28 protein-coding genes and 2 pseudogenes are annotated in these 23328 nt (G+C 35.2%); 25 read left to right on the top strand and 5 right to left on the bottom strand.

Translation table 11 applies throughout. The features are described from left to right. Positions 1-6: 6 nt before the first annotated feature. Positions 7-1281, bottom strand: a complete 1275-nt coding sequence (locus EAH81_RS26740; protein ID WP_140512035.1) for a relaxase/mobilization nuclease domain-containing protein — start codon at positions 1279-1281, stop codon at positions 7-9. Next, positions 1266-1661: a plasmid mobilization protein gene (locus tag EAH81_RS26735; protein ID WP_206669117.1), complete on the bottom strand. Its 396-nt coding sequence runs from the start codon at positions 1659-1661 to the stop codon at positions 1266-1268. The genes EAH81_RS26740 and EAH81_RS26735 overlap by 16 nt, the downstream gene beginning before the upstream one ends. A gap of 405 nt (positions 1662-2066) precedes the next feature. On the opposite strand from EAH81_RS26735, the gene EAH81_RS26730 reads away from it, so the two are divergent. Beyond that, on the top strand, positions 2067-2393 hold the full coding sequence (locus EAH81_RS26730; protein WP_140512034.1) for a hypothetical protein: 327 nt from the start codon (positions 2067-2069) through the stop codon (positions 2391-2393). A gap of 387 nt (positions 2394-2780) precedes the next feature. On the opposite strand, the gene EAH81_RS26725 is transcribed toward EAH81_RS26730, so the two are convergent. Together EAH81_RS26725 and EAH81_RS26720 are read right to left on the bottom strand one after the other, a co-directional pair. After that, on the bottom strand, positions 2781-3026 hold the full coding sequence (locus tag EAH81_RS26725) for a hypothetical protein (RefSeq protein ID WP_140512033.1): 246 nt from the start codon (positions 3024-3026) through the stop codon (positions 2781-2783). A gap of 99 nt (positions 3027-3125) precedes the next feature. Next, positions 3126-3548: a helix-turn-helix domain-containing protein gene (locus EAH81_RS26720; protein ID WP_089481476.1), complete on the bottom strand. Its 423-nt coding sequence runs from the start codon at positions 3546-3548 to the stop codon at positions 3126-3128. Positions 3549-3722: 174 nt separating this feature from the next. Here EAH81_RS26720 and EAH81_RS26715 point away from each other — a divergent pair, with 174 nt between their 5' ends. The 12 genes and pseudogenes from EAH81_RS26715 (at position 3723) to EAH81_RS26665 (ending at position 12608) form a co-directional block, all read left to right on the top strand. Next, complete coding sequence (locus tag EAH81_RS26715; protein ID WP_140512032.1) at positions 3723-4580, top strand: hypothetical protein; 858 nt, start codon at positions 3723-3725, stop codon at positions 4578-4580. Beyond that, entirely contained in the window at positions 4577-4927 is a 351-nt protein-coding gene (locus tag EAH81_RS26710; protein ID WP_140512031.1) for a hypothetical protein, read from the top strand. The genes EAH81_RS26715 and EAH81_RS26710 overlap by 4 nt, the downstream gene beginning before the upstream one ends. 20 nt (positions 4928-4947) lie before the next feature. Continuing rightward, positions 4948-5268: a hypothetical protein gene (locus tag EAH81_RS26705; protein WP_140512030.1), complete on the top strand. Its 321-nt coding sequence runs from the start codon at positions 4948-4950 to the stop codon at positions 5266-5268. Positions 5269-5762: 494 nt separating this feature from the next. Beyond that, positions 5763-6014: a hypothetical protein gene (locus EAH81_RS26700; RefSeq protein WP_140512029.1), complete on the top strand. Its 252-nt coding sequence runs from the start codon at positions 5763-5765 to the stop codon at positions 6012-6014. 106 nt (positions 6015-6120) lie between these two features. Then, entirely contained in the window at positions 6121-6684 is a 564-nt protein-coding gene (locus tag EAH81_RS26695; protein ID WP_140512028.1) for a hypothetical protein, read from the top strand. A 4-nt stretch (positions 6685-6688) separates the two neighbouring features. After that, positions 6689-8359, top strand: a complete 1671-nt coding sequence (locus EAH81_RS26690) for a hypothetical protein (protein WP_140512027.1) — start codon at positions 6689-6691, stop codon at positions 8357-8359. Positions 8360-8528: 169 nt separating this feature from the next. Beyond that, complete coding sequence (locus tag EAH81_RS26685) at positions 8529-9446, top strand: tyrosine-type recombinase/integrase (protein ID WP_140512026.1); 918 nt, start codon at positions 8529-8531, stop codon at positions 9444-9446. A 10-nt stretch (positions 9447-9456) separates the two neighbouring features. Continuing rightward, complete coding sequence (locus EAH81_RS26680; protein WP_140512025.1) at positions 9457-10326, top strand: tyrosine-type recombinase/integrase; 870 nt, start codon at positions 9457-9459, stop codon at positions 10324-10326. Between the two features lie 42 nt (positions 10327-10368). Further along, positions 10369-11004 (top strand): zeta toxin, encoded by a 636-nt coding sequence (locus EAH81_RS26675; protein ID WP_140512024.1) that lies wholly within the window; start codon positions 10369-10371, stop codon positions 11002-11004. Between the two features lie 316 nt (positions 11005-11320). Then, positions 11321-11491 (top strand): annotated as a pseudogene (locus EAH81_RS28050) (RHS repeat-associated core domain-containing protein); the annotation flags it as partial. Between the two features lie 9 nt (positions 11492-11500). After that, positions 11501-12088, top strand: a complete 588-nt coding sequence (locus EAH81_RS26670; RefSeq protein ID WP_317130512.1) for a M91 family zinc metallopeptidase — start codon at positions 11501-11503, stop codon at positions 12086-12088. 25 nt (positions 12089-12113) lie between these two features. Then, the gene (locus EAH81_RS26665; RefSeq protein WP_140512022.1) at positions 12114-12608 is read left to right on the top strand and encodes a hypothetical protein; all 495 of its coding nucleotides are present in this window, start codon (positions 12114-12116) and stop codon (positions 12606-12608) included. A gap of 197 nt (positions 12609-12805) precedes the next feature. Here EAH81_RS26665 and EAH81_RS26660 read toward each other — a convergent pair whose 3' ends face one another. Beyond that, positions 12806-13270: a hypothetical protein gene (locus EAH81_RS26660; RefSeq protein ID WP_140512021.1), complete on the bottom strand. Its 465-nt coding sequence runs from the start codon at positions 13268-13270 to the stop codon at positions 12806-12808. A 101-nt stretch (positions 13271-13371) separates the two neighbouring features. Here EAH81_RS26660 and EAH81_RS26655 point away from each other — a divergent pair, with 101 nt between their 5' ends. The 12 genes and pseudogenes from EAH81_RS26655 to EAH81_RS28185 form a co-directional block, all read left to right on the top strand. Then, positions 13372-13596 carry a helix-turn-helix domain-containing protein gene (locus EAH81_RS26655; protein ID WP_140512020.1) on the top strand — a complete coding sequence of 75 codons (225 nt, stop codon included), beginning with the start codon at positions 13372-13374 and terminating at the stop codon, positions 13594-13596. Positions 13597-14056: 460 nt separating this feature from the next. After that, positions 14057-14839: a hypothetical protein gene (locus tag EAH81_RS28190; RefSeq protein ID WP_410501122.1), complete on the top strand. Its 783-nt coding sequence runs from the start codon at positions 14057-14059 to the stop codon at positions 14837-14839. Between the two features lie 361 nt (positions 14840-15200). Beyond that, positions 15201-15776 carry a tyrosine-type recombinase/integrase gene (locus EAH81_RS26645; protein ID WP_170214164.1) on the top strand — a complete coding sequence of 192 codons (576 nt, stop codon included), beginning with the start codon at positions 15201-15203 and terminating at the stop codon, positions 15774-15776. 10 nt (positions 15777-15786) lie between these two features. Beyond that, on the top strand, positions 15787-16737 hold the full coding sequence (locus EAH81_RS26640) for a hypothetical protein (RefSeq protein WP_140512019.1): 951 nt from the start codon (positions 15787-15789) through the stop codon (positions 16735-16737). A 97-nt stretch (positions 16738-16834) separates the two neighbouring features. Continuing rightward, the gene (locus EAH81_RS26635) at positions 16835-17458 is read left to right on the top strand and encodes a hypothetical protein (protein WP_140512018.1); all 624 of its coding nucleotides are present in this window, start codon (positions 16835-16837) and stop codon (positions 17456-17458) included. A gap of 108 nt (positions 17459-17566) precedes the next feature. After that, entirely contained in the window at positions 17567-18130 is a 564-nt protein-coding gene (locus EAH81_RS26630; RefSeq protein ID WP_140512017.1) for a hypothetical protein, read from the top strand. 4 nt (positions 18131-18134) lie between these two features. Beyond that, positions 18135-19814: a hypothetical protein gene (locus EAH81_RS26625; RefSeq protein WP_140512016.1), complete on the top strand. Its 1680-nt coding sequence runs from the start codon at positions 18135-18137 to the stop codon at positions 19812-19814. Positions 19815-19924: 110 nt separating this feature from the next. Beyond that, positions 19925-20842, top strand: coding sequence for a tyrosine-type recombinase/integrase (locus tag EAH81_RS26620; RefSeq protein WP_140512015.1), 918 nt, complete (start codon positions 19925-19927; stop codon positions 20840-20842). Between the two features lie 11 nt (positions 20843-20853). After that, the gene (locus tag EAH81_RS26615) at positions 20854-21720 is read left to right on the top strand and encodes a tyrosine-type recombinase/integrase (RefSeq protein ID WP_140512014.1); all 867 of its coding nucleotides are present in this window, start codon (positions 20854-20856) and stop codon (positions 21718-21720) included. A gap of 128 nt (positions 21721-21848) precedes the next feature. Further along, positions 21849-22163 carry a hypothetical protein gene (locus EAH81_RS26610; protein WP_140512013.1) on the top strand — a complete coding sequence of 105 codons (315 nt, stop codon included), beginning with the start codon at positions 21849-21851 and terminating at the stop codon, positions 22161-22163. Between the two features lie 12 nt (positions 22164-22175). Continuing rightward, positions 22176-22532, top strand: coding sequence for a hypothetical protein (locus EAH81_RS26605; RefSeq protein WP_140512012.1), 357 nt, complete (start codon positions 22176-22178; stop codon positions 22530-22532). Between the two features lie 190 nt (positions 22533-22722). Beyond that, a pseudogene (locus EAH81_RS28185) lies at positions 22723-22917 on the top strand (RHS repeat domain-containing protein); the annotation flags it as partial. Positions 22918-23328: the final 411 nt, after the last annotated feature.

Here is a 23328-nt window from a genome sequence, read left to right as displayed (position 1 = left end):
AATTTTTTACTTATTAGAAAGCCCTCTTCTCTTTTTCTTGCTTTTTTTCTTTTTCAATTGATTAGGTATATAATCTGAAGAGTATTCTGTACGAGTAAGTAAATCCAAAATTTTAACCAGTTCAGTAATCGTTAAGGTATCTTTTTGAAATTGAAGGTCATCCATAAATAATTCTGTAGATGGAAGTTTTTCATAAATCTGATTGCTTTTTCCTTCAACAACAATTTTTATTCCGCAACGTTCTTCAATTGCTTTGGCACTGTACTCTTTTCCCAGACTACTGCCATTAAAAACATTTTTAGTGGTAAGGTCAATATAAGTAATACCATAAAGCAAGCCTTCACTACTTCTTCTAAAAACAGTTTGAATACCATCTTTTTCTAATAGTTTTGCCAGTTTGCTTAAAGGCATTGCTCGTTCATTAAACAGTGCCATATTAATAATATTTTTTACCCGCAATTTGTCAGACATATTTCTTATTTCATTTTTTTTGAATTTTTCTCCCAAGAATTTCAAAGTCGGTTTAAAATAAAAATCACTGGCTTTAATAGGAACACCAATTGGATTTCCTTTTTCATCCAGTATTCGGTACACCAACCCATTTGCTAAAAACACTCTTGACTTCTCACCGCCACGCTCGGCTAAAACATTGTACTGTTTCAGCACTGCATTAAGTTCGGGAAGACTCGAATACTTATATTGGTTTATAACGTGATTTAAAATATTGGTTAAAGCTTTCTTTGATTCAATCTTTCCATAATTAGCCTTGCCAATTGAAATGGGTTGTAAATTAAATTGCTCTTTTATTCTTCGTCCTTCCGCTTTTACCAGTCCAAAAGTTTCTTCTATTTCTTTTCTTGCGGGTTCTGATTTTCGTATACCTAAATGATGCATGTCAATCCGTTTGCCATATCTTTCAATGTTTACAGAAACCACATGCACGTGCGGATGCCCTGCATCGTGATGCTGGTATACTAAATAAGGCTGTTTTCCAAAACCTATTTTGTCCATATAGGTATTTACAATATCCATCAGTTTTTCTTTAGAATGATTTTCTGACGGATCAAAATTGAGCGATATATGTACACTGTTTCGTTTGGTATTTTCGTTCAATTCAAGTCTTTTTGTAAAGCGGTTGATCTTTGCAAAATCATTTAATTTATCTACATCAGCAGGGTAATTTCCAGCACCGATACATTCTGCCACACCTTCTTTAACTTTGTTCTCATTATAGTTAAAAATACAGCGGATCGAATGGCTTGTTTTTATGATTGTAACCATTTGTCCGAAATTTTATAAATACGATTTTGAATGTCATTTATTTTATTGGAAAGAATCATTCTCTCCAATTCGTAACGTGTAACCCATTCCTTGAATTCCGGAATTTGTTGCAGGGTGTGCATCTTTTTTACAACCTGATTTACATTGTTTCCAACAGTACTCAGCTCATTGCGTAGAAGTACTATTTCTTCAATAGAATCATCCATTGACTGATTTCTGTAATGTGTTATTATGGGCTTGTTAAATAAATGCTTGCGGACATAATCGCTCAGCTTACGGCACGTGCTGTTTTTGTATCGTTGCTCAATTTTCGCATACTCTTGTGGTGTCAGGCGCAGTGTAATTCTGCGTGATCTGTTTGAATTTTCTCTTTCCATCATCTTTCATTTTCATTGTTATCAAACTCTTTTTCCTTTCAGTGTCACTGATCCCGAGTTCCGAGGATAGATCAGCCAGATAGGCGGTTGTCCGACAACCGTTCATCTGGCCGATTGCAGGAACGTGGCAATCTTTTAGACTTTTTAAAAGTTAAATACTAAATTAAAAAGAATATTTGAAAGAAGACTAACATGGACATATTTTGCCCATGATACGAGTTCGTTTGATTTGCGGAAATGCTATTTTTTTGTTCCTATATGTAAATTCCGGTGATATTGATCACCCCATTCCAATTTAAAATTCTTTCGAAAGAAAAGTAAGTAGACGAAATTTGTACAATCTATCAAACTGATTTCTAATAAACTTTGGGATATAGTTTATATATTTAAATAATTAAGATTATAAATATGACTACAGAATTTTGGATAGAGAAAGGTTGGGGAGAATCGGTTGATAACGCAACAATTGAAGATACTAATGTTGCAATTGAAGAAATAATTAAAATTAGCAAAGAACACGGTACTTTCTGGGTCGGACATAATGATAAGGAGTATGTTCTTGAGATTCATAAAGATTTAGATTTGTTTCTTATTTACGGAGAAAATCAAGATAAAAAAATACAAACAAAATTTGTTAATTGGGATGAATGTCGACACTTTCTTGAGATGTACTTTTCTAAAGATTTTTTAGGACTTAAGGAGCAAATAAAATTAAAAGCATTTTCAAATAGCTAGATATCTAATCTATATTAATAAATTCTATATCCATCAATAAAAATTTTTCAAAAGAAAAAGGAGAAAAAGAAAGCAGTTAAAAATGGGACATTCAGGCAATGGAAGTGCTATAAATCCCGAAGGGTGACAGGGCGAGGAACGAGGCGTGTCATTATGCGCACTTCTCTTGCCGATGTCCAATAAATTAGCTTGCTTTTTATTCTTTTTTTAAAAATTTTTAAAAGCCTTTTAAAAGTGTATTCTTCTTAAAATCAAATGAAGAAATAATAAAAAAAGAAGTGTACTTTTTCAAACAATACTACTTTGATAATCCATAAAATTCTGAATGCTTTCAGGAAGATTTTTGTGGATGTTCTGAAAACATAAATACAATCTGAAATTATATTTTTACAGTAAAGTAATTGTGTCAATTAGATTATTGGCCGAGATATACTCGATTACAAAATCTTCCGCTTCTTTTTTGTGTTCAACAGAAGTCGAAAATGAGTTGAGATAAAAATCTTCATTTTCATCTGCAATGTGAATAATTTCAGTGTAACCTTTTGTTATTAAAGAACCTTTTAATTTTAGTACTTTAAGCTCATTATCTCTGTCGATTTCCTTCTTTACTCGGAGCTTTATAGTTTTATTCATGGTATTAGTTTTTGGTAATTTAGTAGAGCAAAAAATGCTCTAAAACAAAAAAGAGACTGTCTAGTCTCTTTGTGGAATTAATATATCTTTTATAGAAGCTTATTTAGCTTCTAGCAATTTTTCCAAATATTCGACTTTATCTTTTTCAGCTTGAACCAAACGTTCGTAAAGTTTAATTTGTTGTTCATGGGCTTCAATTAGTTTATCAAGAGGATTGAATGAACAGTGATTTGAATGTGGTGCATTAACAATACCACCACTAATATCGTTGTCGTATATATTGTTAAAATAATTAATCACACCTTCATCAGAAAAGTTTTTAATAGCTTCTACACTTACTCCTAGAGCCTTTGCTACTTCGGCTAACTTTTCATCATCTATAGTCTCACTATTTTCTATTATTGAAACAGCCTGCTGGTTTGTTCCCATAGCCTGTGCTAATGCTTCCTGTTTCATGTCTTTTAGTTCACGAATACGGCTGATTTTTCGCCCTATGTGATTTGGTTTTGTTAATGTACTCATAGCTCAAAGATAATAATTACGAATAAAAAAATAAGGTTTATGTATGATACATAATTTAGTCTTGTATGGTACGGGTTAATTTGATACCGTACCGTACAAGTAATCGCTTACTTGCCTGTGTATTAAACAAAAATACAAATTTTCAGACAAGTATTAACTAAATAATGTAAAATTATGAAAGCAATTGAGAACTCAGGATTACAGACAATTAGTAACATTATTGTTGAAAGTATCAGCACCAGCAGTATTTACTGTTTTGGAGAAAAGAAAAATATTCAGGCATTTCAGAACCCCTTTCAAGAGTTTATATCAGCACAGAAAGAACATACTCATTTCTATCTTATGGTTTTGACAGATGAATATATAATTAATGCTGTTGCGGATATCAGCGATATTATAAAGACCAAAACCGAAGGTCGTTATACCGTAACGCTGTTCTTTTATAAAGCAAAATATGGTAATTATCTCACGCCAAATCAAATCTATTTTTATCATCAGGTTTTAACCAAAGGTTATAAAGTTTATGAACGTGAGAATATGCCCTTAAGTATTTCCTTTGATGGAACTCCCAAACGTAACATTGATTCTACACGTTCGTATTGGAAAAACAGAAATAAAGTTGCAGAAACTTTTTTAAGAAGTGAAAATCAAATTGACTATATGGATACGGGATTTGTTCAGGATTCTATGATGCATATTGCGGTAGAACAAATCTGCTTAGGTCTTATTAATGTATTTTTAGGATATTTCCCCGATCATTTTTCAATGGCATATCTGTTTGATATCTGTGAAATATTCACACCTCTTACCTCTGATGTATTCCCACGAACTACAAGCGAAGATAAAAGACTGTTTGAATTATTAAAAACAAATCCAAGCTCATTGCGCTGGGCTAATATTAAAAAGTCATGTTTGGTAGATACCGAACTTCTGGATAAAAGATGCAGTCTTTTTCATGAAAGAGCCTGCGTAATAGTAGAAGCTGAATTGGAGCGTTTAGAAAATTTAGAACATAAAAAACAGAAATCATGATAAGTGAACTTAAAAACTCGGAAGGTTTTAGAAAATTAGTTGCCAGATATTTCAAAACAATAAAGCCTATAAACAATAAAACGGATATTCACATTGCTGAAATCAGGGTGTTAGGTTATAGTGAACTTGCTTGTATTACCTCGAGCATGCTTAAATTATGTATTCTGGCATTAGAGCAGGATGCGCCTGAAGTTTCAAGAACAGTCAAGAACCCATCTATCGACGTTGCATTAGTATTAGAAATTGTTGCTCAATTGCTTCCTGTACATGAAATTGAGTTTCTGGATGAAATAAATCAAATGTACCTTGATGAAATTGAAAACGAGGAAGAATTACCCAACCAATAGTAACAGTAATAATTTTAATTATGGAAGAAAGTAGAATTAAAACCTTCGAAGAATTAAAACATTTAGCCTCTTATCATTTTAAAATACTCAGACCAGCCCAAAGTGTTTACGAAGGTCATATCCGAGAGATAAAATTTGATGGATATTCCGATATGATTGGTCTTGGGGTAAACCTGATTAGAATCTGCCTTCATATTGTCCAGACTGATGAATTGGATAATAGGGATATATACATCGGATCAGTACTCGAACTTGCCCTGCAATTAATTCCAAGTGCTGAATTAGAATTGCTGGACGAGATTTATAAATTGAAAATATCAGACTCTGAGAACAAGGAATAAAACACCAAAGATACCTCTGAAAAACAAAGCACGTAAAATCACATTTAGATCCTGTTTTCATGGACATATTATGACCATCATTATAATAAAAAAGCATATTATCTTTGTAAAAGACGAAACGAAACCCTTTTTGATAGGTAAATTTTACTTATGATAATCAGTGTTTTAGATTCTATCTTTGTAAAGTAACTATAAGTAAATGCCGTGATTTGTTAGACAATCAATTTTTAACTTCTGCAAAAAAGAGCTGACTTCGGAAGGTGTTTTCAGCTCCCGGCAGGGCAAGTTGTTTTGAGGCACTAATCGAGTTTCGAGTGCCTCAAAACACAACTTGCGATGTTCTGGTGAACATTAGAATCCGCTCTTTCAGGCGGGTTAAATTTAACAGGAAAAACAGCTTTAGGCTGTTTTGTTTTTTTTCAGATTTATAAGTTATTTTATAAAAAAAGCATTTATACAAGCATGTTAGCTTGCAGGAAAGTATATGTACAAGAATGCAGGCAGTCGAACATAAAGGAAAGTATGCAGGCAGGAATGCAGGAATGCAAGAACGCAGGAATGCAGATCCACAAGCACCTGAGTATATAGTAAAGTATATGTGTAGAAATGCAGGTTTGAAAAACAGAGACATTCACCCCTTGTTTATTAATCCTAGCAAAGGAACGACATTCAGCAAAACAGTTTTGCAAAAAACTTTCAGAATGTTGTCAAACAATGCCTTTGAATGCCCCAGCAGGTCAGTTTAACTTAATTCTGCTCCTGTTTTTATTTCTTTATTGGCTAAACTCTAGGAGTCCGTAGTCATTCTTAAAATTATATAAAAGTTCAAAAAATAATAATTGAAAAATAATTATGGAAAGTTTAGAAACACTATTCCGGTCTTTTGAAACCGGTATTCGAAGTAGCAAGGCTGTAAAGCCTAGAGAATACCTCAAAGGTATCGGACTGGAATATTCAGATCTTCGGATCGGTTTTAATTCAGGACAGTTCCATCATCGCAAAACCCTTAAATCCAAAGACCAGTTTGAAAAACTGGGCGTGATTTCTAAAAGTGATGCGGGCGTTCGGGACGATTCCTTTACAGCCTATACCGTCTTTGGACGTTATGGGCTTATTTTTCCTCTTGTAAATCAGGACAACAGCATAGTGAATTATTATGCCCTGCGTTTTGATCTGGACGAGCAGAAACAGGAATACCTGAACAGCGAAGGGATTTATCCCGCCTATCCGCATCCCCTTACCAAGAAATTATACTTAGCACCTACGGTCATTGACTGTGCAAGTTTAATACAGAGTAAGGTACTGGATCAAAGGGAAGCGGTTATTGCCCTGCATGACGGGGAACTGCTGGAACAGCACTTGGAAGTTATTAAATCACTATATGAATTGGAAGCAATAATAATCTTTAAGCGGTGAGAAAATGGAAAAGATCAGATTACAAATGCAGGAGATCAGACCCGATGTGCCACTCTCAATAGTAGAACTTCCCGAGGGGCATAGTCTAAATGATATGTGGGTCAATTATGGAACGGACGGAATATTGAATCTTTTACAAAATGCAAAAACAGAAAAAACGGGCAATGGATTACAGATTGTAAACGGCTACAAAATCAGCTATACAGGCATTGCTGGTATATTTTATGTTGTAGGCAACCTGCCTATGGACTTGGGAAATCTGAGGGTTTCATTACAAATTGTGTCACATACTACACAGAAGAAACACAGGCTGAAAGTTGACCTTTTTGACTTTGGCAGTGTGCAGAGCCAGTGTGGGGAACTCTCCGAAAAACAAGGGTTTGACTTTCAGGAACTCGAAACAGACTTTTTACAGTTAACGGATTTATTGGAACAGCATCGGGAAGCACTCTTTGATGCGGAAATTAACCCTGTAACGGATCGTTATTCCGAAAAAGAACTTACACCGCAGGCTCATGAAAAAGCGGTCGAATTTCTTTCAAAACCGCAATTGCTGGAAAATATAAACAAGCTCTTGGAGCAAAACGGAATTGTAGGGGAAGAACAAAACAGAATGGTGCTTTTCGTGCTCGCATCGAGTTATAAAATGCCGTATTTGATGCATGCCATTGTTCAGGGATCAAGCGGAGAAGGAAAAAGTCATTTGATTAACGGGATTGCCCAGTGTATGCCTCAGGAGGATGTGATGAACATGACCCGTATTACAAGCAAATCACTTTACCATTACAGAGATAAGGAGCTTATCAATAAACTAATTGTGATTCAGGATTTTGACGGACTCGACGAAGAAGCGCAGTATGCTTTTCGTGAAATGCAGTCAGCAAAGTTCCTGACAAGCTCGACCGTGGTCAAAGATATTTTTGGAAACAACAGGGGAAGAATCAAGCAGGTACAGGCGCACTTTGCCAGTATGACAACAACAACCAAAGCGGAGGTATATTATGACAATATGAGCCGTTCGGTAATCTTGGGCGTGGATGAAAGCCAGGCACAGACCATGAGAATCATAGAAAAGCAAAACAAGAAAATCGCAGGAAAAGCAAACAACGAAAACGAGGTTCAGGCAACACAGCTTCTCAGAAATGCCATGCGGGTGCTGAAATCTTATGAAGTGATTAATCCTTTTGCAGATAAACTTATACTTCCCCTTGAAGCCAAGATGCTCAGAAGACTAAACAGCCAGTTTCAAAATTTTGTTTCACAAATTACGATCCTGCACCAGTACCAGAGAAAAACAGACAGCAAAGGCAGGCTGATAGCAACCAAAGAGGATTTAGAATCTGCCGTTGATATTTTCTTTAGTTCCATCATTATCAAAGTGGATGAACTCGATAAAAGTACAAGACAGTTTTTTGAAAACCTCAAAGGCTATGTAAAGAGCCAGAAGAACGGATCGACACACCGTTTTACCAATAGGGAAATGCGCCAGAAACTCAATATCAGCAAAACTTCGGCTTTCAGGTACATGCAGTTATTACAGGAACTCGAATACATACAGGCAATTGAAGGCTCGGTAAACAAGGGTTTTAAATATGTAATAAGTTACTGGGACAATATGGAAAAACTAAAAAGTAAGATCAAGAAAGAACTGAACAGCCAATTGGAACAACTTTAAAATATCAAAAAAGTAAAAAACAAAACAAATAACCAAAAATGGAACGCTACGGAACGCCAATGGAACGCGTGAGCATCAGTGTTTACTGACCATACGATACTGGCGTTCCGTGTTCCAAGGAGTGTGCAAGCGACGACTTTGCAGAATCCGCAACTTAACCTCAAAAAAAATGAAAAACAGGATAGAAAATAAAGAATTTCGAAGGCTCTTGGATGCCTTTGACAGTTTTATAAAAGTTAGGAATTATAAAACAGGCAACAGCAGAATGTACCAAAATACCTTAATCGAATTCTTGCTCTGGCTGGAAGAATACGGAATTAATAACATTAAAGAACTGTCGACTAAAGAATCAATTAAATATTTCGACTATTTAATTGTAAGACCAAAACTCAGAGGGAAAGGTACGCTGTCACAGAAAAGTATCAAATTTCATCTTTTCGTGCAGGGACTGTTTCTAATAAACCTTATGGAAAACAAGGAAATTGAGAACGGTTATTACATTCCCAGTTATGAGGGAGGCACTCAAAATTCAAGAAACACGCTCAGTGTTGAAGAAATAAAAAAGGTATACAAACATGCCGAGAATGAATTGGAACGGGCTTTACTCTCTGTTGCTTACGGATGCGGGCTCAGGCGTTCTGAAATCAGTGCGCTGGACTTAAAAGATGTGAAACTGGCTACCGGAATGATTGTTGTCAGGAGTGGAAAGAATAGCAAAAGGCGTGAAGTTCCCATGAGTGATACGGTTATGGGGTACTTAAAGAAATACATTCAGGAAGAGCGCAGTCAAAGGCTTTCAGGGAAAAGCCAGACTGAAGAAGCTTTTTTTATTAATTCCAAAGGCAGACGAAGTACAGGGGGAAACCTGAATGATATCCTAAAGAAAATGATCGAGCAAACTAAAGATTTTGAACTGATAAAAAAAGATATTACTCTTCACTGCCTCAGACACAGCATTGCAAATCATCTGGCTGAGAATAATGCGGGAATTGATTTTATAAGAGGTTTTCTAGGGCATTCCGATATCAATACAACCTATATCTATGCTATCAAAAATAAGAAACGAAAACCAGTAACAACCTTTTAAGGAATCAGCTATGACAAAACAAACACTAGAGCAGTTCCTGCTCCAAAATTACAGCAGACAGACTGTATCAAGCTATTTGTTTGCGATCAATCACTTTTTGAAATTAAATCCGAAAGCAAAACGGTACAAATACGCAAATGTAGTTAAGTATATGGATGAAATCAGCCTAAAGCAGTCCAATGGTAAATATCGTGTTGTCATTTTATCTGCAATCAAAAAATATTATGATTATTTGGTCATGAGCGGTTACAGGAATGACCATCCATGCAAACGTTTAAATATTAAAGTGAACAGCAATCAGGCGATACAGGTGCAGGATTTATTCAGCAGTTCAGAATTGCAACTGCTCTTGGAAAGGGAAAATCGATACAAGCATTTGGATGTAAGAAATAATGTTTTATTATCACTATTAATTTATCAGGGACTTACAAGCGATGAGCTTATAAGACTTAATGTAAAAGATATTGATCTGGATAATGGGACGGTTTATATTAAAGCTTCCATCAATCTTAATAAGCGGACAATGAATTTAGTTCCCAGACAGATGATCTTGTTTTTCAATTACCTGCAGGAAACCCGATCCCAAATGCTTCGATGTAAAACAGAGAAACTAATTATTACCAAGCTTGGCAAGCCTATTACAGTAGGGGGTATTCATGGGATGATTGATCCGCTCAGGGCATTATTTCCTGATCGCAAACTCAACCCACAAACGATCAGAATGAGTGTGATTTGCAATTGGCTCAATGAGAATAATATTTCTTTGGAAAAGGCTCAGGAACTGGCAGGACATAAATGGCCAGGAACTACCGAAAAATATATTAAAGTGAATAGTTCACACCAACGTGAAATGATCAATCGTTACTTTCCAAGTATCTAAAAATAGTATTTATTAAATTTGAAATTTATTATCTTTGTACTAATGAGTAAAAATCTTTATATAATCGCAGGTTGCAATGGAGCAGGTAAAACAACTGCTTCTTTTACAATACTTCCCGAGATACTAAATTGTAAGGAGTTTGTAAATGCTGATGAAATAGCCAAAGGACTTTCGCCGTTTCAACCGGAAAAGGTGGCTTTTGAAGCGGGAAGAATAATGCTTCACAGAATAAATGAATTATTAGCGAATAACGAAGTGTTTGCCTTTGAAACAACTTTAGCAACGAAAAGCTATAAACAGAAAGTTATTACAGCTCAGGAAAAAGATTATAAAGTTGTACTTTTGTTTTTCTGGCTAAATAATGTTGACCTGGCTATTGAGAGGGTTAAGCTTCGGGTTCAGGATGGCGGGCATAATATTGAAACCGATGTTATTAAGCGACGCTATAAAAATGGAATTACAAATTTATTTGATATATATTTGCCGATAGTTAATGAGGCATTGATTTTTGATAATACAGCTGTAGAAGCTGAATTGATTGCACAGAAAACATTAGGTAACGATATTGAAGTTATAAATAAAATCAAGTTCGATAAACTCAAAAATGACGAATCATGGGAGAACACAAAACAACAACAACAACAACAACAACAACACCGACTCAGAAGAAGATTATAGAAGCAATGGCTAAAGTTGCTGAAAAATTAATTGAGTCTAAAAAGAAAACTAACAGCGATCTAGCTGTCATTCAAGATGGTAAAATTGTAAGAATAAAAGCAAGTTCTTTATAAAATACTAAATTTAACTACCTAAAGCCCTCAGAAATGAGGGCTTTTTTTATGAGCATAAATAAGCGGATTATTTTATTAGGAAAATAACCGAACTAAATCTAATTTCGTATTATAGGAAAATGTAAATGGACGTTCTTTATATGGAGATTTTTGCAAGGGGTTGTTTTATATAAAAAAGGTTTACAGAACCCTATAAGTATAAGTATAATTCGAAAGAGTTGCAGGATGAGTTGGGGCTTAACATGTATGACTATGGAAGCAGACTTTACGACCCAGCAAGAGCAGGTTGGAGTAATATTGACCCATTAACGGAAAAGATGAGAAGATATAGTCCATATAACTATTGTTTTGATAACCCGTTGAGATTTACTGACCCTGATGGAATGGCTCCGAAGGATATTATTGTTGTTGGAACAAAAGAGTATAAACAACAAGTAATGGCAGACCTCCAAAAATTAACTAATCAAAAACTTATATTCAAGACTGGAGCAAATGGACAGGGGAAAATTGAATTTGCTGGGACACCTACAGGAAGTAAAAAGCCAGTTGGAACAGACTTAGTAAGTAAATTAATTGCATCAAAACATGAAACTATAATAAAAGCAAGTAGTGATGGGGATAATCATACCTCTTATACAGATAGAGCAGCTGCAGAAGGGAGAGAAAAAGGTGGTTCTGGAGCGACAGTTGAATATAATCCTAATAATCGTGGTGATGGTGAATCTGGAATAAAAAATGCAGACGGAACGACAGGTAGACCACCGCAAGTTGGATTAGGCCATGAATTAGGTCATGTTGAACAAGGTATAGATGGGAAAGTAACGTCAACCAAGGTAATTGCTACAAATCCAGATGATAATAATGCTAGAACTTATCTTGGACAAGATGAAATTGATGTTAGGAAGAACGTTGATAATCCTATAAGAAAAGAACAAGGTGCAAAACAGAGAGCCCTACCAGTTGTAGAATAAATAAATAAGTAAATAAATATTAATCATGAATATTATTTTAAAAGTATCAGCTATAGCAACATTAATTTTAGCATTAGTTAGTTGCAAACCCTCAAATGAAATTGATAAGGAAAGTTTAAATTCTTTTTTTTCTAAAACCAATTGGGTGGATTTTAATAAGAAGACATTAACCAAAAATAATTTAGGTAATTACCTTAAAGATAAAATTGATTTTTATCAAAGAGAAGATTTTTTTAACCTTATGAAAAATAGAGATTATAATATTTTATATGATGATTTCTATTTAGTAGAAATTGTAAATTTAAAAACAGAGAGAATTATGACAAGAAAAATAATAGCTCTTAATTGTGATAACAAAATCACATATTTATTTTTTAAAAATGCTAGGGAATGTAAGGCTAAGGGGAATTTTTCAGAAGCTCAAATAGACAAGTATAAGTATAAAAAAATAGTTAGCGGAACTAGTAGAGATGGTGATGATTATGTTATAATAACTAAAATTACAGGAAATAAATATTAAAAGGTTTCATGTTTTCAGTAAATAATTTATGATACTATTTCTATTGAAGTCTGAAATGAGAAAATAAAGGCATTAATGATAGCGTAGATTTGTAATCAGTTACTCACAATCTAAATCAATAAAAAAGCCACTTCATTATGGAGTGGCTTTTGGTTTTTATAGAGTTGTTACATTTTTAGAGAAAAAGTGTTAAATTATCAATATTCCCAACCCTTCTCTAAAACGCACTCAGTATCGCTATTAACCGAATTATTATCCTTAAAATTCAATGAGTTACCAAACTTTGAATTGTGCTCAAATGTATATGTTCCGTAACTGCAATCCCCCAATGTTCTATATTTTTTCTCATAAGATTGATTATTCGCAGGTTCCGCTTGAACATTTCCAATAGATAAAGCAACTGGAGTTTGTTCTTCCCACTTATCATCTCCCTTAAGTCCCGTTCCTGTACCGTCAAGAAAAGCAATTTGTTTCCAGCATTTTATTTCTTGCGCTGTTATTTCAAATCTATAATATGTTATAACACCACCACTTTCAACTGTTTCATCATGCCATTTACCAATAATAAACTCTTGAACCTCTTCTGTAGATTGAATGCTAGTTGTGTTGCAGCTTGTCATTCCAATAGCTATAAATAGAAGAAAAAATATTGTTTTTTTCATTTTTTTGTTTTTAAGTTGATTTAAATTCAGACAAACTTAATACTAAATATTCAAATCGGCAAATATGCCGATGTTTTAAAACTTCATTATTCGACTTTTGAATGATGTCAGAAGAATTTTTAAAAAAGCTAGGTCATAATATAAGTGTAAGAGCAAAAGCTAAATTCAAAACCAATTTGGAATTTGCTGATGCATGCGATATAGACGAAACTAGCATTAGAAGGATTTTAAAAGGAAAACAGAATTTTTCCATCAACATCTTTTTAAAAATTTGCAATGCATTAGATATTAAAATGTCAGAATTACTTTCCGAGCTTAATATGTAATGTTGATTCTACAATACTCTCAAGTACTCTTTTTATAACAATTTAAATGTACCAAAAGCCCCAAATCGGGAGGTAAATTAGCCCGTTTCCGCTAGGAAGTCCTGAAATAAAAAGCAAATTAGGATTCAACACCGCACCCCTCCCTCAATCGGCTATTCCAGTACTAAATTCCACGATTTAAAGCCTCAAATTACCTCCCAGCTGTAAGACATGTGTACCTTATTCCTGCCGATACCATCGATGCTTTAAGCGAAAATTCTATATTTTTTGAAATTTCACTGACTAGTGTCTCATTTTGGAACACTGATTTACCCAACCAGAAAAATATTTTTGAAAAAAAAGTGCCAAAAAGCTACACTTTTCAAAGTTTGCTAGTATTTATTGTAAAGATGCTTGATTAACCTCCTTGTATGGAGTTCCTGTATCTAAACAATAATGAGATACTAATCAACCAATAAAAATGAAATATGAGAATTTAAAGAAATTTATAATAACTACAAAATCAAGTAAAAGTACCATTTACAGATTCTATAAAAAGAATGAAGATTTATTCTTAAAAACTAAAATGTCAAATGGCAAGCGATTGTTTCCAGTAGACCACGCAAGATATTTTGATTCTGAAATCATGTTTGATGAGAATAAAATCCTGAGACAGGAAAATAAATCCATGAGGAACCTCATAGACTGCTTAGCAGATAAAGAGAGTTTTCAGCATACGTTCTGGCAGATGGACTGGAGCTTTTTCTTCACGGTTGCCTATAAAGCAGACCGCCAGAAGATGAGCTGTTTTAAGCAGATGCATGGACTTTATGATTATCTGAATGAAAAATATCAGGATTCTACTGAATTGAGAATGTTTTTTACAACGGAACCGTTCACAAATAGAAAAGGTTTTCATAATCACTTTGTTGTACATATTGAAGATAAAAAGCTCCACGAGAAGATTATAAGTGATATTCAGGAGCATTTTAATTATGATAGAGTTGATGTAAGCATTTACGACCGTTATAAAGCAGGATTGTTCTACATGTCCAAAGCTGGTCTAAACGGTGAGGACTGGGATTTTATCAATAATANGAAGATTATAAGTGATATTCAGGAGCATTTTAATTATGATAGAGTTGATGTAAGCATTTACGACCGTTATAAAGCAGGATTGTTCTACATGTCCAAAGCTGGTCTAAACGGTGAGGACTGGGATTTTATCAATAATAGTACAAGCACCACAGAAGATGAGAATTAAACTTAAACTTTCTCAATTGAAAAGAATTCTCAATACGGAACMGCTAAAATTACCTATCAGTTTTAAAATGGAAGATTTTACCGACCAAGAATTTTCAGAGTTTTCACGATTAATACAATCCAAAGAACGAGGYTAACACCTCGTTTTTTTGTGCTCCYCAAATTCAAAAAGYYTGTGAGCCCAGGAAAACCAGGATTTTTCTAGGAAAATCCAAAATAGACCTGGACATTTGTTTCACTTTTTGGCAGAAGTGAAGGTAGAAGTAAAAGCCCAGTAAAATCAAGGGTTCGCAAAGGTTGGTAAAATGACCGCTTTCATTTATATATATTAAGGTAGAAAAGTGAAACTTAAATCAAGCAAAATGGCATTAAAAGGACAAAAGACAACGAGTGATTTTTTAGAGTGGGACAAGATGCAGACCATCGTTTTGAAGCTGGAGCGTGATAATGATTTGAAATTTGCGCTACTTATTGCAACGGGTTCTTACATTGGTCTTAGAATTTCAGACCTTCTTCAACTAAGATGGAATCAGGTTTTGAATCAGGATTACTTCACCGTAACGGAAAAGAAAACCAAAAAGACCAGACGCATCACCATCAATCCAGAATTACAAACCATTGTTGGTCGTTTGTTTGTTCAGCTCCAAGCCAATGAAAATGATTTGATGTTCGTGAACCGTTTTGGTGAAAAGCCGTTCAGTATCCAGTACGTAAACAGCAAACTCAAAGAGATTTTTACCAAATACAAAGTAAAAGGTCAGTATTCAAGCCACTTTATGAGAAAAACGCTCGGTCGCAGGGTCTGGGAAGTAAATAAGTACAGTGACCAAGCTTTACTATTATTATCCCAACTCTTTAATCATGCCAGTGTCTCAACCACTAAAATCTACTTAGGAATTAGAGAACAAGAAATCAGTAACCTATATTTGAGCGTCTAAAAGCATCATTATGACCAAAAAGGAAAGATTTGAGTACTATAAACTGGTAGAGCCAAAACTAAGAGCGGTTTTTATAAGCAACGGATTTACTGCTCCAAGCCAAGAGGAATTCAAAAAACTAGACCTGTCCAAGAAAAACAGAGAAGAGTTTTTGGCTTATTTTAAAGACAGGTGGTTCAACGCTCAGCATTTTGAATCGGAAAAACTTGCTTTGGAGCTTAAGGAAAGTGCAATCCAACTGGAAAAAAGTCTGGGTTCTGATGCAATGAAACATGTTTTAGGTTCAGATGACAGACCTAAACTACAATTACCCAGCAGTTCAGCACTGTTTCAAATCAGCAGGAACATAGATATTGACAAGTTTTACCATCACTTAGAGCATAAACACACTTTTATTGTGGTGCACAAACAAACTGGAGCTGTCACAGGTGGTGCAACTTTAAGCACGCTTTCAATGAGTTATAAAAACGTACTGGAAATCATTAAAAAAGATACCACCCAATTTGAAGTTTTTGAAATTGAAGACCATTCTTTATTCTGTAAGTTATTGGAAGATGGAGACTTTAAAAAAATTAAGATGGAAAAGCTGTTCGAGAATGAAATCTACGAGGTTCCTGATGATTATCCATTATCCACTATTCTGAAAACAATAAACCTATATGAATTTGCCGAGGCTCTTAATGAAGGCAAACCACTGATAAGTTACGATTTCCGTATGCGATGGTACTCTACTTATAAGGATGTAAACGAGTATCATTCCTTCAACGACACCTATAACAATGTTCTGGAACTGGAAGGATATAATCCTATTGACAGGAAAAATGACACAGGATATGTATGGTTCTACGCAGAAAATCCAATTCAAATTCGTCAGGAATTGGTTTTTGGAAACTTCAAAATCTTAAAAAGAATAAAAATTATCGAAAATATTTATACTTTTTTATCTAATGACAACGTGTAAAATGAGTTTTTTACTCATTTACCGCACACCTCTACTCCTTGTGAAACTTGCGAAACTCCTTGATTCGTAGTACATTTGTAAAAGAAATAAAGGCAGAATGAAAAAAGATTATAAGAAACATTTCAATATTCATGACATCGTCAGGCTGGTGCAACATCTTGTAAAAGATGAACAATATGGATATGGTTTTATGCTAATGATTGGGAGTACATTAGGATATAAAATTGGAATGCTATTAGAAATGAAATGGGAAAACTTTGTTGATACCGATGGAAAATGCCTGAGCGAAATCAGAACTGGAATTAGTGAACCCAGACCTGTAACGCTATTTTTGAAAGGTTTTATTGAATACGTTTATCAAAAATCGGATAATCCGTTATTGGATTCAAGTCCTTTTGTTAATCATGAGACAAAGGAAAGATTCAATACCCGAAACCTGAACAGGGAACTCAGGAGAATACAAAAGAAATACGCCTCTGTTGTCGGGATGCCTTACCCACTTGAAACAGATACCATGAGGCGTGTCTTTGGGCTGAGTGTCTGGGACAAATGGCATTATCAAAATGCGGCTCTGGGAGTGCTCAGAAAACATTACGGTCATAATTCGGATAAGATGACCAGAGCGTTTCTCATGATACCTGAAAAGCTCACTACTTACAAGGTAAATGAAGTATACGACTGCTATGACCCTAAATGGAGTTATGAGACTATAGCCCTGTAAAACCACAATTCTAAATCATTAATTATCAACTTAAAAATTCGGTGCAATACCCGAAGCGGGATTTCTATGTCTCAACATCACCTGTCAAACCCTTAAAAATTAAAGCTTATGGAAAATTTAGAAACGTTATTCCAGTCTTTTGAAACTGGTATCAGAAGTGCCAAGGCAGACAAACCAAAAGACTATTTAAAGAACATTGGACTGGATTACGCAGAGTTAAGAATAGGCTTCAATTCTGGACAATTCCACCATAATAAAGACCAAGAGTTCAAGAACAGATTCGAGGCTTTAGGAGTGCTTAAAAAGAGTGATGCAGGTGTGCGTAAAGATACCATGACAGCCTATACCGTCTTTGGAAGATATGGACTTGTTTTTCCACTAACGAACAAAGAAAATGAGATTGTAAACTACTTCGCTTTGCGGTTTGATTTAGATACTCCCAAAGAAGAATATCTCAATAGCGAAGGCATTTACCCAGCTTATCCACACCCGTTGACTAAAAGGCTCTTTATTGCTCCCACGGTAATTGACTCTGCAAGTTTAATGCAGTCTAAAGTATTGGAAAACAGAGACGCAGTAATTGCTCTGCATGATGGTGACTTATTGCCCCAACACCTAGAAGCCATCAAAGAACTGCACGAATTGGAAGAAATAATAATCATTAAACGTTAAGACCATGCAAAACATAAGAACACAAATACAAAATATAAGACCAGAATTGCCCGTAAACATGATTCAGCTCCCAGAGGGTCACAGCATGAATGATATGTGGATGAATTACGGTGCTGATGGAATTGTAGAACTATTGCAAAACCCAGAAGGAGAAAAAACAATTTCAAGTTTAGAAATAATAAATGATTATAAAATCGGATTTAAAGGGAAAACAGGCACTTTTTATGTAATTGGAAGTCTACCGATGGATTTAGGAAATCTTAGGGTTTCAATTCAAATCGTAGAAAAAGACAGCCAGAAGAAACACCGAGTAAAAATTGACCTGTTTGATTTTGCAAATGTGCAAAACCAGTGCACGGAACTAAGCGAGAAACAGGGTTTTGACAGTAATTTATTAGAAGCTGATTTGATGCAGTTCACAGACCTTTTGGAAGAATATAGGGAGACGCTATTCAACGCTGAAATAAACCCTGTAACCGACCAATTTTCAGAAAAGGAACTTACACCGCAAGCAAGTGAAAAAGCAGTGGAATTCCTTTGTAAAGCTCATCTTTTTGAGAATGTGGATAAGCTCTTAGCACAAAGCGGAATTGTGGGTGAAGAAGAAAACAGGATTCTATTATTTGTACTGGCATCGAGCTACAAAATGCCTTATCTAATGCATGGACTCATACAAGGAAGTTCAGGTGAAGGAAAAAGTCACCTCATCAACGCCATAGCTGACTGCATGCCACAGGAGGACGTAATGAACCTGACCAGAATTACCAGCAAATCACTCTATCATTACAGGGATAAAGAGCTGATTAACAAACTGGTTATCATACAGGATTTTGACGGATTGGATGAAGAAGCCCAGTTTGCTTTCAGGGAAATGCAATCAGCTAAATTCCTGACCAGTTCAACGGTGGTGAAGGATATGCAGGGCAATACCAGAGGAAAAATGAAAAAGGTTGAAGCTCATTTTGCCAGCCTTACCGCCACGACCAAAGCAGAGGTTTACTATGATAATATGAGCCGTTCAGTAGTTTTAGGAGTTGATGAAAGTCTGGAACAAACGCTCCGCATTATCAAAGCCCAGAACCTGAAAATATCAGGTGTGAACACAACGGAGAGCGAACAACAGGCAAAACAGCTCCTTAGAAACTCCATGCGGGTTTTAAAGAGTTACGAAGTAGTTAATCCATTTGCAGATAAGCTAATGTTACCATTAGAAGCAAAGATGCTCAGGAGATTAAACAGCCAATTTCAAAACTTTGTTTCCCAAATAACAATCCTGCATCAATATCAACGAAAAACGGATGATAAAGGAAGACTGATAGCCAGCGAAGAAGATGTGAGAAAAGCCGTTGAGATATTCTTTAGTTCCATCATTATAAAAGTGGATGAACTCGATAAAAGCACCAGACAGTTTTTTGAAAATCTTAAAGGATTTGTGAGAAGCCAGACAGGTGGAACAACGCACCGTTTCACAACCCGTGAAATCAGACAGGAACTCAATATGAGTAAAACATCGGCTTTCAAATATGTTCAAACCTTGCAGGAACTGGAATACATACAAGCCGTTGAAGGCTCACCAAACAAAGGGTTTAAGTACGTGATTAGCTATTGGGATAATATGGAAAAACTAAAAGCCAAGATTAAAGAAGAAATGGGCAGACAGTTAGACCAGTTAAAAATCAACTAAAAGAACACGTGAACCTCAGTAATTAAAGGTGATATGATACTGGTGTTCGCAGTTTTACAGAGTTCGCTTAAGGAAAGCTTTAAAATGATGATTTAGAAAACAAAAGAAAGATGAAGAAAACAATACAAACCCCAGCATTTCAAAACCTGCTAAATGAGTTTGACAGCTACGTAAAAGTAAAGAACTACAAGCAGGGAAAAGGCATTATGTACCAGAATGCCGTGGCAGAATTTCTTATCTGGCTGGAAGAATCAGGGGTTACCAAAATAAAAGATGTGACCAGTAGAGAATCGGTCAATTACTTGGAGTACCTAATTACAAGACCCAAAAAACGGGGAAGTGGAACATTAGGCGGTGAAAGTATCAAGTTCCATCTTTTTGTCATGGGATTGTTTATGTTCAATCTGCTGGAGAGCAAACAGATTGAAAACGGATTCTACATTCCGAGTTATTCAGAAAGCAGTGGAAAGCCTCGAAACACTTTGACAGTAGATGAAATCAAAATGTTATATAAGCATTGTGAAAGTGATTTGGAGCGGGCTTTACTATCAGTAGCTTATGGGTGCGGACTTCGAAGGTCGGAAATTGAAGCTTTGAATGTAAGGGATATTCAACTCTCCAAAGGAATGTTAATCGTTAGAGATGGTAAAGGAAGCAAAAGGCGGGAAGTTCCTATGAGCGATATGGTCGTCGAATATCTAAAAAAGTATTCAACTGGAGAGCGTTATCAAAAACTAATAGGTAAAAATCAAATTGAAAATGCATTTTTTATCTACGATAACGGTAAACGAATGAAAGGAGAATACCTCAACCAGACCTTAAAGAAAATGATTGAGCAAACCAGTAATTATGAGATGATTCAGAAAGATATAACCCTGCATTGCCTGCGTCACAGTATTGCTAATCATTTAATGGAAAAGAACGCAGGAATTGATTTTATACGAAGGTTCCTCGGACATTCCGAAATCAACACTACTTACATCTACGCTATCAAAAACAAGAAACAAAAACCAGTAGTAACCTTTTAAATAATCAGCCTATGAGTACATTAACAATTGAACAATTCCTGCACCAAGATTACAGTAAACAGACCGTAGACAGCTATATGTTTGCCATCAACCACTTTTTAAAACTGAACCCTAAAGCCAAGCGATACAAATATAAAAATATCGTTCAGTACATGGAGAAAATCAGCCAACAACAGCCCAATGCTAAATATCGGGTCGTTATTCTATCAGCAATTAAAAAATATTATGATTATCTGGTCATGAGCGAATACAGACAAGACCATCCATGTAAGAAGCTAAATATTAAGGTCAACAGTAATCAGGCAGTTCAGGTTCAGGATTTATTTAGCTCAGAAGAACTTCAACTGCTTTTAACCCGTGAGAATCGATACGAGAATTTGGATACCAGAAACAACGTTCTTTTAAATCTGCTTATTTACCAAGGTTTAACCAGTGATGAAATTATAAGACTCAATGTTCAGGATGTTGATTTGGATGCTGGAATGATTTATATCAAATCTTCTACAAATTTGAACAGGCGAAAACTCCAACTATTAGCCAAACAAATATTATTGTTTTCCAAATACATCAACGAGATTAGACCCAAAATGCTGAGAAGTACAACCGATAAATTAATCATTACCAAACTTGGAAAACCCATCGCAGTAAATAGTATTCACGCCATGATTGAGCCTTTAAAGACATTGTTCCCAGATAAGAACCTCAACCCTAAAACTATTCGAATGAGCGTTATCTGCAATTGGCTTAATGAAAAGAAACTGGCTTTGGAGCATGTACAGGTACTAGCAGGACATAAGTGGCCTGGCACTACTGAAAAATACATCAAGGTTGACAGCCTTCAACAAAGGGAATTGATTAATAGATTTTTTCCGATTTAGGAATGCTCATTTCACACTAAATTTAATTCCTAAAAACCAGTATAAATACGTGTTGTTTGGTGCTTTGTTTTGTAATACTTTTCGATTGAAAATATCATGAAATAAATTAACCTTAAAAAAAATATGCTATGAGTTTTATAAGTGGAACACTTTCCGTAAAATGTAAAAAATGCGGTACTGTAACCGATTTTGATTCGGATGAAGCCGATTTTGAGCCAACTGGCGGTGGTGATGACAGAGGAATGGGTCAGGAAAATGGTTATAGCTGGGAAACTACATTTAATTGCGATAAGTGTGGCAGTGAAATTGAGATTGATTATGAAGTATGGGAATATCCTGTAGGTGCATTTAATAATGATGATGTTAGACTAAGCGGTGCAACTGAAGAAGGAAGATATTCTTATGACTTTCAAGATGAACCAGAACCAGACGAATTTGAATAAAAATATAGAGATATGGAATTAGAAAATATTAGACAGCAATTAATTAGTGAATTAAGATATAGTAGTGAAATTTGGGATGATATTCTTTCAGATACTAATCCTGGGAATTATGGCGTAAATGATTGGGATGTTGAAATTGATGAGTCTCAATTTTACGCAGATGTTCCAAATAGAACTTTTACATTTAAAAATGCTACATTTTCAGGTAGTTTGATTATGGGAGCGAGTAAAGGTGATAGTAGTTTTGATATGAGCTTTAGTAAAACAGCAAATGGAAGTGGTAAATTTGATTTTAAAGATTCGCAGAATGTTCAAATCGATGGAGTTGTAGATGTGGATGTCGACATGGATATTTTTGGTGATGACTAAATCTAACAAAAAAATAAGTTATAAAGCTCTCAATTGAGGGCTTTTTTTATTGATTATAATTAAGAATTTGAATCATTCAATTAGGATATTCGTCAAAGTAAGCATATTTTCGTACATTATAAAAGTTCTTTGATTCGATTTAAATAATTTTTTTTTACCATTAATCGGTAAAAGGAAATTCATAAAACCTTATAAGTATAAGTACAACGGAAAAGAGCTGCAAGACGAGTTAAACCTGAATGTTTACGATTATGGAGCACGTAATTATGACCCTGCTCTTGGTCGTTGGATGAACATTGACCCGTTGGCAGAACAAATGCGCCGTCAAAGTCCTTATAATTATGCTTTTAATAATCCTATCTATTTTATTGATCCCGATGGAATGAGTCCTGAAGAAGGGCCAGGACCAGGTCGTGGTGCTGCAATCATTGCTGCAGGCTTAGGTGGTGCAGGTGCAATAGCAATAGCTGGCGCAGGTCCACAAGGAATTGTTTTAGAGCCAGCAGCTGCTGTAGTTGCTGTTGGTTCTCTTGTAGTTGGTGGTTTAGTAATGATTTGGGATTCCGCAACAAGTCGTGATGAGTCTGCCAGTACACCTGTCTACAGTGCAACCGCTGGTAGCGTAAACAATAAAAGCACTTCAGAGCCTAGTAAAGCAGAAACCGATTCAAACGGAAAAGTGAAAGATGGCAATAATAAGCCTACAAAAAACGAAAGGGCACAAGCGAAAAAAAATAAAAGCAGTACTGATTCGGATTATGGAGTGGTTAATCCGCATACAACACAATCTAATGGT

The organism is Flavobacterium pectinovorum (genome assembly GCF_006438875.1).
Classification (GTDB): domain Bacteria; phylum Bacteroidota; class Bacteroidia; order Flavobacteriales; family Flavobacteriaceae; genus Flavobacterium; species Flavobacterium pectinovorum_A.
The sequence above is the reverse complement of the archived record's forward strand: the minus strand, read 5'-3'. Positions and strand labels throughout refer to the sequence as shown.

Coding starts and splice junctions, on each gene's coding strand:
- EAH81_RS26740 (WP_140512035.1), bottom strand. CDS start 1,281: ATGGTTACAATCATAAAAACAAGCCATTCGATCCGCTGTATTTTTAAC.
- EAH81_RS26735 (WP_206669117.1), bottom strand. CDS start 1,661: ATGATGGAAAGAGAAAATTCAAACAGATCACGCAGAATTACACTGCGC.
- EAH81_RS26730 (WP_140512034.1), top strand. CDS start 2,067: ATGACTACAGAATTTTGGATAGAGAAAGGTTGGGGAGAATCGGTTGAT.
- EAH81_RS26725 (WP_140512033.1), bottom strand. CDS start 3,026: ATGAATAAAACTATAAAGCTCCGAGTAAAGAAGGAAATCGACAGAGAT.
- EAH81_RS26720 (WP_089481476.1), bottom strand. CDS start 3,548: ATGAGTACATTAACAAAACCAAATCACATAGGGCGAAAAATCAGCCGT.
- EAH81_RS26715 (WP_140512032.1), top strand. CDS start 3,723: ATGAAAGCAATTGAGAACTCAGGATTACAGACAATTAGTAACATTATT.
- EAH81_RS26710 (WP_140512031.1), top strand. CDS start 4,577: ATGATAAGTGAACTTAAAAACTCGGAAGGTTTTAGAAAATTAGTTGCC.
- EAH81_RS26705 (WP_140512030.1), top strand. CDS start 4,948: ATGGAAGAAAGTAGAATTAAAACCTTCGAAGAATTAAAACATTTAGCC.
- EAH81_RS26700 (WP_140512029.1), top strand. CDS start 5,763: ATGCAGGCAGTCGAACATAAAGGAAAGTATGCAGGCAGGAATGCAGGA.
- EAH81_RS26695 (WP_140512028.1), top strand. CDS start 6,121: ATGGAAAGTTTAGAAACACTATTCCGGTCTTTTGAAACCGGTATTCGA.
- EAH81_RS26690 (WP_140512027.1), top strand. CDS start 6,689: ATGGAAAAGATCAGATTACAAATGCAGGAGATCAGACCCGATGTGCCA.
- EAH81_RS26685 (WP_140512026.1), top strand. CDS start 8,529: ATGAAAAACAGGATAGAAAATAAAGAATTTCGAAGGCTCTTGGATGCC.
- EAH81_RS26680 (WP_140512025.1), top strand. CDS start 9,457: ATGACAAAACAAACACTAGAGCAGTTCCTGCTCCAAAATTACAGCAGA.
- EAH81_RS26675 (WP_140512024.1), top strand. CDS start 10,369: ATGAGTAAAAATCTTTATATAATCGCAGGTTGCAATGGAGCAGGTAAA.
- EAH81_RS26670 (WP_317130512.1), top strand. CDS start 11,501: ATGGCTCCGAAGGATATTATTGTTGTTGGAACAAAAGAGTATAAACAA.
- EAH81_RS26665 (WP_140512022.1), top strand. CDS start 12,114: ATGAATATTATTTTAAAAGTATCAGCTATAGCAACATTAATTTTAGCA.
- EAH81_RS26660 (WP_140512021.1), bottom strand. CDS start 13,270: ATGAAAAAAACAATATTTTTTCTTCTATTTATAGCTATTGGAATGACA.
- EAH81_RS26655 (WP_140512020.1), top strand. CDS start 13,372: ATGATGTCAGAAGAATTTTTAAAAAAGCTAGGTCATAATATAAGTGTA.
- EAH81_RS26645 (WP_170214164.1), top strand. CDS start 15,201: ATGGCATTAAAAGGACAAAAGACAACGAGTGATTTTTTAGAGTGGGAC.
- EAH81_RS26640 (WP_140512019.1), top strand. CDS start 15,787: ATGACCAAAAAGGAAAGATTTGAGTACTATAAACTGGTAGAGCCAAAA.
- EAH81_RS26635 (WP_140512018.1), top strand. CDS start 16,835: ATGAAAAAAGATTATAAGAAACATTTCAATATTCATGACATCGTCAGG.
- EAH81_RS26630 (WP_140512017.1), top strand. CDS start 17,567: ATGGAAAATTTAGAAACGTTATTCCAGTCTTTTGAAACTGGTATCAGA.
- EAH81_RS26625 (WP_140512016.1), top strand. CDS start 18,135: ATGCAAAACATAAGAACACAAATACAAAATATAAGACCAGAATTGCCC.
- EAH81_RS26620 (WP_140512015.1), top strand. CDS start 19,925: ATGAAGAAAACAATACAAACCCCAGCATTTCAAAACCTGCTAAATGAG.
- EAH81_RS26615 (WP_140512014.1), top strand. CDS start 20,854: ATGAGTACATTAACAATTGAACAATTCCTGCACCAAGATTACAGTAAA.
- EAH81_RS26610 (WP_140512013.1), top strand. CDS start 21,849: ATGAGTTTTATAAGTGGAACACTTTCCGTAAAATGTAAAAAATGCGGT.
- EAH81_RS26605 (WP_140512012.1), top strand. CDS start 22,176: ATGGAATTAGAAAATATTAGACAGCAATTAATTAGTGAATTAAGATAT.